Origin of the sequence: Microvirga sp. 2TAF3 (assembly GCF_052114965.1) — a bacterium.
Classification (GTDB): Bacteria; Pseudomonadota; Alphaproteobacteria; order Rhizobiales; family Beijerinckiaceae; genus Microvirga.
In genome coordinates this window covers 1-10,131 of the sequence record NZ_JBFRFT010000035.1, presented here as the reverse complement: position 1 = coordinate 10,131, position 10,131 = coordinate 1, and the positions used below count along the sequence as shown (strand labels likewise).

Sequence of the window (10,131 nt, the reverse complement as noted above, 5' to 3'; positions counted from 1 at the left end):
CTTCTCGTCTTCATCTTCGGCGTTATCTATGCCTTCATCCGCAAGGAGCGGGCTGGCGCCAATCCGTGGGGCGAAGGAGCGACGACGTTGGAATGGACGCTGCCGTCGCCGCCGCCCTTCCACCAGTTCGAGACCCTGCCGCGCATCGCCGACACTGCGCACTGAACGGCTCCGGATAGCGCATGGGACGCGAGGATGCCTCCCGCATCGTCAAATCGGAGAGCATTATGAACGTTCTTTGCGGAGTTGCCCGCTGACGACGGCCCTTGGTGAAAGACTCAAGGGGCACCGGTGATAGGCTGGGACGAGAAGGCTGCTCTCAACCGTACGATGAACGACAATCCTCCGCCGGGCTCTGGTATCCAGCAAAAGAGATTCCCGAGTCAGTATATGTCGGCGATGTGCTCGGCGAGATCAAGGATGTCTTCGGCAAGGTGCTCGCGACCGTGCGCTCCGAGAAGGAGGGCTTCATTCTGTACCGGCTCACCAGCCTGGCCGTAAACCAGGGCGAAGCGCTGCTGGGCGTCAGTACGCCGCTCGCAAACTGACGGTTCCATCCAAAAATTCGCGCGAATTTCCTCGGCGGTGGCCAATGGCGTGCCCTGCATGCTGGGGATTCGTCGCCGCGCTGAGCCTGCTACTTCTATGCGCCGTGCGACTCGGAACGGGCATGTCGCTGCTGCTGGCCTTGGCCATGAGCCTTGGCTGGAATGCATCGCTTATCGCGGTACGGCGCTGGCGTTTGCTGGAACATGCCGGGGCTTGATCTCCCCGGCAGTCATGTCCCCCAACTTCGAAAAAGGCGGTTTACCGCTGGCCGTAGCTGGTATTTTTGAACAGGTCCTTCTGTTCGCGGGGCTGGGAGCGCCAATACTGCTTGGGCGCACGAACCTGTGCGCCGAGGCTTGCGGCTGCGTGCCAGGGCCAGCGCGGATTGTACAGCATGGCGCGTCCGAGCGAGACCGCGTCTGCTTCCCCGTTCACGATGATGGCCTCCGCCTGTTCAGGTTCCGTGATCAGCCCGACGGCGATCGTCGGCAGACCTGTCTCGGCCTTAACGCGCTGCGCATAGGGAACCTGATAGTTCGGTGCGAGCTTGATCGTTTGTGCTGGAGAAACGCCTCCTGTCGAGACGTGGATGGCCGCACAGCCCCGGCTTTGAAGAGCCTTCGAGAAGGCGACCGTTTCGTCGATACTCCATCCACCGGGAATCCAATCGGTCGCGGAAACGCGAATCCAGACCGGTCGTTCTGCGGGGAAAGCTTCACGGACCGCGTCGAACACCTCTAGCGGGAACCGCATCCGGTTGTCGATGCTGCCGCCGTACTCGTCTTTGCGCTTGTTTGCGATCGGCGACAGGAACTGGTGGAGTAGGTACCCGTGGGCTCCATGAATCTCGATTCCATCGAAGCCGAGCCGCGCTGCCCGGCGCGCCGCATTCGCGAAATCAGCGCGGACGCGATCAAGCCCCTCTTGGTCGAGCGCGACTGGGATGTCCTCGCCCTCGGAATGCGGCACAGCCGACGGCGCCTCGGTTCTCCAGCCCGAGGGCTCGTCAGGCCTGATCTGGGTGCCGCCTTCCCAGGGCGCCCGGCTCGAAGCCTTCCTGCCTGCGTGACCGAGCTGAACGACGAGCGGGATAGGTGAATGTGCCCGGACTGCCTTGAGCACGCGAGCGAAAGCCTCCTCTGTCGCGTCGGAATAGAGACCGAGGTCATACGGCGAAATTCTTCCCTGGGGTGAGACCGCCGTCGCCTCGAGGATCAGCAGGCCTGCTCCGGACAGGGCGAGCTGCCCAAGGTGGATCATGTGCCAGTCGTTGGGGAGACCGCCCTCGGCCGAGTACTGGCACATGGGTGCGATCGCGATCCTGTTGTCCAGGCGAAGATTGCCGATCTGCATAGGCTCAAAAAGACGACTCACATTTCACTCCTAAAAGATGGAAACGACACAGCTTGAAGTGTCGCAGCGGATAGCATTCCTTGAGTCGGCGCTGGGCGTGCGCCTTCACGACGATCCCGATCGTTGTACCAATCATGTTGGCTCTCGGCTATGATCCGATCTGGCTCGGCATCGTCATCATCGTCCTGGTCGAGGCCGCCCTGCACCGCCGGTGGGACTCAACCTCTTCGTCGTGCAAAGCCTGCGCAAGAGCGGATCGATGGGGCCGTCATCACCGGTGCGCTGCCCTTCGTGCTGGCGATGTTTATCCTGCTCGCGCTGCTGGCGTTTTTCCCGGTCTCACACTCTGGCTACCGAGCATGTTCGGGTTAGCCCATGAGCCCTAAGATGCCGGTTTTCACTCTGTCGTACTTCAGTTCTGCGCCAGGCAGATGCTGGGTCGCCTGCCTGCCCAGCTGAACCGCTGCTCCATCGGCGACCCGCACGGCGGCAAACCGCGCCTGCAACGGTCCCTTGGTACCACGCCGCCAGGTAATCCGCCGCCATTGCGCTCCTGCCAGCATGGCGTCGGCGGAGACGGACTCCTGATCTGGGATCCGGGTCTTACGTGGCCGTCCGCACGTGATCGTTGAGGCGACCATTTGCACATCGACTGGGTAAACTTTCTGAATGCGAACCGTGCCTACCGCCCACTGAAGCCCCAGAGCCGAGAGCGCTTGGCGGAAAGATGCGCTGACGCCATAGCCAGCATCGGCGAGCACCGCCCGAAGCGCACGCCCGCTTGCATGATCCGCTGGAGCTTAGTCAGCGCGATCTCGGGCTTGGAGCGCTCGATCCAGAGAGCCTCGACACCCCCGCGCGGTGCAGGCGCTCCCGGTCCTTGACCCAGGTGTCGGATAGAAACAGCCGCAAGCTGATCGGGGTCGGCACCTCATCTCTGGCGAGGGTGAGGGAGACCAGGATCTGACAATTCGCCTTTTTGCCCAGAGCGTCGGCATATTGCGAGCCGACACCGACCGAATGCGTGCCCTTCTTCGGCAGCGCTGTGTCATCGATGACCAAGACGGCATCGGGGCCACCCACGAGGTGGTTCGCCTGGGCCAGGAGTTCAGCCTCGAGTGGTGCCTCATCCCACGGGCCAACCGCCACGAAGTGATGGAGCTGATCGTAATCGGCGGGAGCCACCTGAGTTGCCATCGGCTGCAGGTTCTTGCGCTCGCCGGGCCTGATCAGCCCGGCCACATAGAGCGGGCACATGCGCCGGCGTGCGGGATGACGAAGGGGTTTGAGGAAGGGTTCGAGCCAGGACTGAAGCTCGTGTTCTCATGCAGCTGAGGTGCTCATGACGACCTCCCCCGGACAATCCTTCAGGGGAGAAGTCGGTAGCGCTCGGCCGGTTTCTCATGCCTGCCAAAGTAGTGCTAGGTGATAGCTTAGATAGTTTTTACGAGGGTCTTATTGCTGGAGTCTCCAGGGTAACAAACTGGAGGTTCTTTGAACATTCCGGTGTTGCGTCAAAAGTTGGCGGTGATCTTTCTGAGTACGATGCCGCGGGTAAGATTGAGCGTCTCAGAGTCGATCTCGATCCTGACGCTCACAAGAGCCTTCGACAGATTTGCCGGCGAGCTCCGTTTGCCACACGTCTAGCAACCTTGGTCGCATGCGATGCCTGGATCGACGCTGGGCTTCATCGATGGGTAAATGAGGATGCCGACCAAGCGAATGTTTCGGTTCTGCTTGGGGGCACAATCTCAATGAATGTTACCTGGTCAATAACCAGGAAGCCTTCAATCAGGATCCAGATTTCATGGATCCTATGTCTGCACTATTATTGCTCGACACAGATCATGCCACGTCCATAGCCGAAGTTCTGTGCGCTAAAGGTGCTTGCTATACCCTCGGCGGCGCCTGTGCCAGCGCCAACATGGCAATTCGCACTGCAATCGATGAGATCCGCTATCATGAGCATGACATCGCAGTGGTAGTCGGGGGAGTGCTGGACTTTTCACCCATGGGATTGCACGCGCTTGCGCTCATGGGAGCCATTACCGTCGACAGCTTCAATGATGAGCCCGAGAAAGCAAGCCGGCCTTATGCTTCCCGCAGAGAGGGCTTCGTACCATCCCACGGTGCGGCAGCCCTCGTTTTGGAAAACCTCGACCACGCGCTCGCTCGCGGCGTGTCGATTTAGGCCGAAGTGCTGGGGTGCACGACGCCGTCGGATGGAAACCATCTTCCAGCTCCGTCCCCGGTCGGGCAGGCAAGAACAATCGAACGTCTGCTCAAGCGCTCAGGACTCGAGTTGGAGGCTATCGATTTTATCAGCGCTCGTGCCACGTCGACTCCACAGGGCGATATCTCTGAACTTTCTGCCATCAAGGCAGTATTCGGCGATCACGCCAAGCGGCTGCGCGGCAACGCACCGAAGTCCCTTCTCGGTCATACCTGCTGGTCAGCACCTGCCGTTGAAACGGTAGCAGGCCTCCTGCAGATGAAACCATGGGCGCCTTCACCCTTCACTCAACATCGACAATATGGACGAGAGCGTCGATTTGGATGTGTGTGCCAACAAGCCAGTGGACCATCAGATCAATGTGATGATCAAGAACTCCTTCGGATTTGGAGTCCTCAACTGTTGTGCGGCTCTTGGTGTTCTTTCCTCGGAGGATCGTGAGCAAATTGGTCTCGTGATTGTCGGGAGGGAGTCGTCACTCGACTTTGACAAGCCCATTGCGACGTACGTACCCCGCTTCTGTGCTATTTCCCCGAATTGCCGCACGTTCGAGACGAAAGATGCCTGCTATGGTGGAACGGCAGCGCTGACCACGGCAGCTCATTGGATTGCCTCCGGCGCCAACCGCAGCCGCAAGGCGCTTGTCGCTACAACAGACCAAAGCCGCGCTCATCTTGGTAAGCCCTGGGAATACGCATTGGGGGCAGGGGCTGTCGCTATGGTGGTGAGCGACAATCTGGAGTTCCTGGCTCTTGATCCGGCATCCCACGGCTTCTGGAGCAATAAAGTTTGCGACACTTACCGTCCAATGTCCACGGTTGAAATCGGGAATGCGCCGGAAAGCGTCTTGTCGTATCTTGAGGTTCTCGATGGCGCCTATGAGCATTTTGAGGCGCTGAACAGCGAAGTGGACTATGACAGCCACTTCGCAGCCAACGTCTATCACACGCCGGCCGGCAGCATCGCCTCGATGGCGCACCGCACACTCATGCGCCGCACGGCTCGGAAGACCCCGCAGGAGATCCGCGGCAGTTTTGAGGTGAAAACCAAGCCTTCGCTTACCTATACCGCGCATATCGGCAGCACATACACATCCTCGGTCTACCTTGGTCCCCTAGGATTGATCGAGGATGGTCTAGGCTGGATCGACATTCATCGGATCCATTGTAGAGCTGCGGCGATCAGGACGAAGCTGAGGAAGTTTGCGGCGCGTCGGTCGTATCGTGTTGCGATCCGGCGGAAGTGCTTGAGTTTGTTGAAGCAGCGCTCGATCAAGTTGCGCGCCTTGTAGGCCTCGAAGTCATAGGGGATCCGGACTTTTCGCGTGGGATTGCACGGGATCACCGCTTCGGCGTTCATGCTGGCAAGAATCTGGCGCAGGGCGTTGGCGTCATAGGCTTTGTCGGCCAGGACCCGCTTCGGCGTCAGACCCGCGAGCAAGGCGGGGTTCCGGATAACATCCCCATATGGTCTACTTCAAAGCAAATGGATCGTGCGGTCGAGCAGAATTCAATGCTCGCCTCTAGTCTTAAGCTCCGCTCTTTTCGCTTCCACGTCATGTACGGTAACGATCGGAGCTGCAGAACCCCAGCTGTTTCGCACATAGGTAAGCACCGCGGCGATTTGCTCGTCGCTAAGCTGCCAAGCGAATGCCGGCATAGCGGGAGCTGTCGGCTCCTGATCCGTCGCAACACTGCGGGCTCCGCTCAGTGTAATCCTGATGAGCGTCGTGGGATCCTGCGAGTGAACGGAGGACGAAGCAGCAAGGGACGGGATAAGGCGAGGAACGCCGTTACCGTCAAGAGAATGGCAGGCCGAGCAGATATCGCGATAAATGGAACTGCCTGCGACCATGACTGGGTCCGTGGTTTGAGGCGCTACCGCCGTATGCCCTGCTCCGGGCTGATCCTTGAGGTAAGCCGCAATGGCTTCCAGGTCGGCCCTCGTCATTTTCGAGGTTGAGAGCTCGATGACCTCTGCCATCAGTCCTGTCGCGGCCGTATTGGCGTTATGGCCCGTTTCGAGATAGGCAACGACGTCTTCGGCGGTCCACCGGCCGAGGCCCGTCATCTTGTCGTTTGTGAGATCCGACGCTAACCAGCCCTGCGTGACGTTTCCCTGAAGAGTTTGATCGGTCTTGTCGCCTCCAAGAAATGTTTTGGGCGTGTGGCAGGCACTGCAATGCCCAGGCCCCTGAACCAGATAAGCCCCTCTGTTCCAAACTGCGGATTTGGCTGTATCCGGTCGAAACTCACCGTCCTGGAAATAGAGAGCATTCCAGGCCGCCATGCCGGTGCGGATGCTGAATGGAAACGGCAGCTGGTTCGGTTCCACGTGGTTGCGGACCGGTTCAATCGTGGCGAGATAAGCCCGAATGGCAAGCACATCCTCCTTGGACATTTTGGTGAAAGACGGATACGGCATCGCCGGGTAAAGCCGCGACCCATCAGGGCGCTTGCCGCGCCTCAAAGCAGCGTCGAATTCCTCATCGGTCCATGATCCAATGCCCGTCTCGCGGTCAGGCGTGATGTTGGGAGCCACAACGATGCCGAATGGGGTCTCGATCGGCCGTCCGCCGGCGAATGGCTGCTTTGCGTCCGGCATAGTATGGCAGGCTGCGCAATCAGCTGCCAATGCCAGATAGCGTCCACGCTCGATTTGGGTGAAGTCCTGTGCACTCTGGTGGTCAGAAGCGGAGGCCGGGATGCGGGATATGCCGACACAGATCGTCAGACCCGCAAGGGCAGCGAGTGCAATATCCGATGCGGCCCAACACCTAGGCATGGATGAGAACTCCCGGATTTTTCAGATATTGGTTCTTGATAGCGGTGGCGGACCAATAAGCCAGCGCCGCGACCGTCCCTGTGGGATTGTATCCGGCGTTCTGCGGGAAAGCGCTCGCTCCAATCACGAAGAGGTTAGGGGCGTCCCAGCTTTGCAGGTACCGGTTTAAGGCGCTTGTTTGGGGATCTGTCCCCATGATGGCCCCGCCACAAAGATGGGTCGTTTGGTATTTGGTGATGTCGTAAGGCCCTCGGCGATATTCCTTGTCGACTTTCCGAGCTCCCATGGCCGTGATGATCTCGGCGAAACGGTCTGTCAGAAAGGCATTCTGTTTCAGCTCATTGTCATGAAGATCGATTGTCATCCGCACGAGAGGACGATTGAAGCGGTCCTTGTAGGTCGGGTCCAGATCCAAGTAGACGTCCCGATAGCTGTAAAAGCTCCCATGCACACCTGTCCCAGCCTTGACCGTGCTGAGATAGTTGTCGCGCACGGCAGTCTTCCATTCCGCCCCCCAACGCGGCGTGCCTGAAGGAACAGACGTTGTCTCGATGGGACGGCCATTGGTCTGGACCTGTCCCATATATCCACCCCCGACGAAGCCGTGCGGACCATGATCGAAATTGTCGCCGTTGAACTCGTCGACGCACATGCCGATCGCACCGGAGGCGATGAATGGGTTGAAGTTGAATTTGGTGTTGTCGAAAAATCCAACGGCGTCCGAAATGGTTTGATGGGTGAGATTGCGGCCGACCACCCCTTCACCACTCAGAGGATCGTAGGGCTTGCCGATGCCAGACAGCAGCATCAGCTGCACGTTGAAGATCGCATAGGCCGACAGGATGACGAGATCGGCAGGCTGCTCCCATTCGTCACCGCTCGTATCGACGAAGGTGACGCCCGTCGCCATCTTGGATGCATGATCGAGATTGATCCGGACGACCTCGCTGTTGTCACGGATGGTGAAATTGGATTTCCGGATTAGCACCGGCAAAATTGTCGTCTGTGGACTGGCTTTGGAGTAGTTGCCGCAGCCGAACCATTCGCAGAAACCGCAATAGGTACAGGGGCCAAGCCGCACGCCCAGAGGATTTGTATAAGGCCGGGACATGTTACCCGATGGCTGCGGAAACGGCTTGTAGCCAAGTTCGCGCGCCGCCTTGGCAAAGAGCGTATGACTGAACGGCTGCTGCTGCGCCGGATTGGGATAGGGCCTGGATCGCGGACCTTCGAAGGGGTTTCCTCCCTCCTGGATCTGGCCTTGCAGGTTTCCTGCCGTGCCGCATGTACCGCACAGATATTCGAAGTGGTCGTAATGTGGCTCTAACTCATCGTATGTGACGCCCCAATCCTGGATCGTCATGTCAGATGGAAGAAAACCCGCCCCGTAGCGCTCCGTGAGATGTGTTTTCAAAACGAAGTCGGAGGGCAGGAACCGCCATGTCTCTGCATTCCAATGCACGCCTCCGCCTCCGACCCCATTCGGTGGCATGAAGGCGCCCCAGTTCCGAATGGGAAGAGCTGTCTGGCTCATGTTGTTGCGGAACGTGAATGTCGTCTGATCGGGGCGTAGGAAGAGTTCGTGCCGAATACGATAGCGCAATTCGTCCTGATTATAGGTTGGCGGATAATCCGTGGCCGTATCGCGCCACGGTCCGCGCTCGATGGCGATGACGTCCAGGCCCTCGTCGGTCAGCTCCTGCGCCATGATCGTGCCCGACCAGCCGAGTCCGATAATAACCACATCCTTGTGGGGAAGCTTGCGAGGTATCAAGTTCCTAATCTCTCTTCTTTCTAGCCTCTCTTCGGCGTCCACTCGGGTCGTCCTGTTATGCTGACAGGAGGAAGCGGGTAGCGTTCGTTGTGGCGGCCGACCCAGTCGCGGTAATCGTAGCGCGCGCCGGGAAACCCGATCATGCGCCAAGCAACCATGTCGCGATTGCCGCCATAGATCGGATCGGCGAAAAAGCCCTGCTGGATGTCTTTCAGCAGCATCTCGAAAAAAGCTTGCCCGTCGGCTCCCGGAAGGTGCAGGGAGCCGTCCTCGAGGGCTTTCAGAATTTCATCCTGGCGACCCGTCGAAAGTTCGGAAAACAACTTCTTATCCTGGCCTTCCCTGCAGTAGCGATCGAGGGCGGCAAGGCTTTTTCGATAGACTCCCGCTGGTCCGTCCTCCGATTGAGGCCCCTGCTGCTTGATCCCTTTAAGGAAGGGCGGTTGCACATAAAGCCCGTCCTGGCGGCCATAAGGCCCGGCGAGCTGACGATCGAGGTAAACCGCACATCCCGCGTCCTTGCCACCCGGCGTCACAGGGTCGGGCGGAATGATCCGATCCGCAAGGGCTTCGACGGCCTTGGCTTCTGCATTCGTGAAGTAAAACCAGGATCCCGGTATGACTTGGCTGGGAGGCGCCCCGGCATCGGGCTTCCAAGGCAGGCTTCCGGTTATGGTGGTGGCTCGGGCAATGGAATATCCGCTCAGGACCAGGGCGCTTGTTGCAAGGAAGTCCCGGCGGCGGAGGCGCATCGCAACGATCCTATGCTTGCCAGGCTAAAAACGGCCTTGAGCGTATTAATGTTCCATTGCTTCGAGCGCGGTGCTCCTGAGAAGGAAGCTGAACGGCGTGCCTGCGCGACCGTCAATCAGGAAACGGGTGGCGGCAATAAGGATACTCACGTCTCATCAAAGAAAGGTGGCGCTTTAGGCGGCACAGCGTCTGCCGCGCGTCCGGCAGCGCGATCCGCTTCCGCCAAGAAGGCAGCGGAGACGCGCAAGCGCAACGCAGGCTAACCTGCCTATCCAAGTCAGACACGCCGATCATCGATCCGGATATTTGGGAAACCGTCCAGATCGCCTGGACTCAGAACAGAACAGGCATCTTGTGAAAGCCCGTACCAAGAAGCCAAGTCTATTAGTCGGGATATTGGTTGATGGACAGGTGAGAAGTTTGTAGTGCCCGGACCACCAAGCAGGGGCTGTGCTGCCGATACTATATCAATCCTGGTCTTGTGAGACACTACGGGAACTAAGTCTGCTCTTGGGCAGCTTGCGAATGACCGCTCTTGATGCTGTGGACGGCTCCCACCGAGCGGTGAGGTAGCATGGCTGCTTCGAGCAGCCAGCGACACAGGAGCAACCCATGAGCACGGTCACCACCATTGGTCTGGACATCGCCAAGTCCGTCTTCCAGGTGCACGGCATCAGCGCCTCGG

9 protein-coding genes and 5 pseudogenes are annotated in these 10,131 nt (G+C 59.0%); 7 read left to right on the top strand and 7 right to left on the bottom strand.

Features of this window, described 5'->3' with window-relative positions; translation table 11 throughout:
• Window positions 1–165, top strand: a pseudogene (locus AB4Y97_RS20635) (cytochrome c oxidase subunit I); the annotation flags it as partial.
• A 236-nt stretch (window positions 166–401) separates the two neighbouring features.
• The gene (locus tag AB4Y97_RS20630; RefSeq protein WP_442000912.1) at window positions 402–548 is read left to right on the top strand and encodes a hypothetical protein; all 147 of its coding nucleotides are present in this window, start codon (window positions 402–404) and stop codon (window positions 546–548) included.
• A 259-nt stretch (window positions 549–807) separates the two neighbouring features.
• On the opposite strand, the gene AB4Y97_RS20625 is transcribed toward AB4Y97_RS20630, so the two are convergent.
• Entirely contained in the window at window positions 808–1,923 is a 1,116-nt protein-coding gene (locus tag AB4Y97_RS20625; protein WP_442000911.1) for an NADH:flavin oxidoreductase/NADH oxidase, read from the bottom strand.
• A gap of 86 nt (window positions 1,924–2,009) precedes the next feature.
• Between AB4Y97_RS20625 and AB4Y97_RS20620 the strand changes: the two are divergent.
• A pseudogene (locus tag AB4Y97_RS20620) lies at window positions 2,010–2,288 on the top strand (TRAP transporter large permease subunit); the annotation flags it as partial.
• Between the two features lie 30 nt (window positions 2,289–2,318).
• On the opposite strand, the pseudogene AB4Y97_RS20615 reads toward AB4Y97_RS20620, so the two are convergent.
• Window positions 2,319–3,225 (bottom strand): annotated as a pseudogene (locus tag AB4Y97_RS20615) (IS701 family transposase); the annotation flags it as partial.
• Between the two features lie 484 nt (window positions 3,226–3,709).
• Here AB4Y97_RS20615 and AB4Y97_RS20610 point away from each other — a divergent pair.
• The 3 genes and pseudogenes from AB4Y97_RS20610 to AB4Y97_RS20600 all read left to right on the top strand — a co-directional run.
• Window positions 3,710–4,093, top strand: coding sequence for a beta-ketoacyl synthase N-terminal-like domain-containing protein (locus AB4Y97_RS20610; protein ID WP_442000910.1), 384 nt, complete (start codon window positions 3,710–3,712; stop codon window positions 4,091–4,093).
• Window positions 4,094–4,099: 6 nt separating this feature from the next.
• Entirely contained in the window at window positions 4,100–4,576 is a 477-nt protein-coding gene (locus AB4Y97_RS20605; RefSeq protein WP_442000909.1) for a hypothetical protein, read from the top strand.
• Window positions 4,500–4,853: pseudogene (locus AB4Y97_RS20600) on the top strand (hypothetical protein); the annotation flags it as partial. The gene AB4Y97_RS20605 and the pseudogene AB4Y97_RS20600, both read left to right, overlap by 77 nt.
• Before the next feature lie 434 nt (window positions 4,854–5,287).
• On the opposite strand, the gene AB4Y97_RS20595 reads toward AB4Y97_RS20600, so the two are convergent.
• The 4 genes from AB4Y97_RS20595 to AB4Y97_RS20580 form a co-directional block, all read right to left on the bottom strand.
• Complete coding sequence (locus AB4Y97_RS20595; protein WP_442000908.1) at window positions 5,288–5,575, bottom strand: transposase; 288 nt, start codon at window positions 5,573–5,575, stop codon at window positions 5,288–5,290.
• Window positions 5,576–5,644: 69 nt separating this feature from the next.
• Window positions 5,645–6,919: a c-type cytochrome gene (locus AB4Y97_RS20590; protein WP_442000907.1), complete on the bottom strand. Its 1,275-nt coding sequence runs from the start codon at window positions 6,917–6,919 to the stop codon at window positions 5,645–5,647.
• A complete protein-coding gene (locus AB4Y97_RS20585) occupies window positions 6,912–8,690 on the bottom strand; it encodes a GMC family oxidoreductase (protein ID WP_442000913.1) in 1,779 nt (592 codons plus the stop codon). Before AB4Y97_RS20585 ends, AB4Y97_RS20590 begins: the two co-directional genes overlap by 8 nt.
• A gap of 23 nt (window positions 8,691–8,713) precedes the next feature.
• Entirely contained in the window at window positions 8,714–9,445 is a 732-nt protein-coding gene (locus AB4Y97_RS20580) for a gluconate 2-dehydrogenase subunit 3 family protein (protein WP_442000906.1), read from the bottom strand.
• Between the two features lie 63 nt (window positions 9,446–9,508).
• Here AB4Y97_RS20580 and AB4Y97_RS20575 point away from each other — a divergent pair.
• Window positions 9,509–9,709, top strand: a pseudogene (locus AB4Y97_RS20575) (plasmid stabilization protein); the annotation flags it as partial.
• 235 nt (window positions 9,710–9,944) lie between these two features.
• Here AB4Y97_RS20575 and AB4Y97_RS20570 read toward each other — a convergent pair.
• The coding region (locus tag AB4Y97_RS20570; RefSeq protein WP_442000905.1) for a hypothetical protein at window positions 9,945–10,131 on the bottom strand (187 nt) is incomplete at its 5' end.

Coding starts and splice junctions, on each gene's coding strand:
- AB4Y97_RS20590 (WP_442000907.1), bottom strand. CDS start 6,919: ATGCCTAGGTGTTGGGCCGCATCGGATATTGCACTCGCTGCCCTTGCG.
- AB4Y97_RS20580 (WP_442000906.1), bottom strand. CDS start 9,445: ATGCGCCTCCGCCGCCGGGACTTCCTTGCAACAAGCGCCCTGGTCCTG.
- AB4Y97_RS20610 (WP_442000910.1), top strand. CDS start 3,710: ATGGATCCTATGTCTGCACTATTATTGCTCGACACAGATCATGCCACG.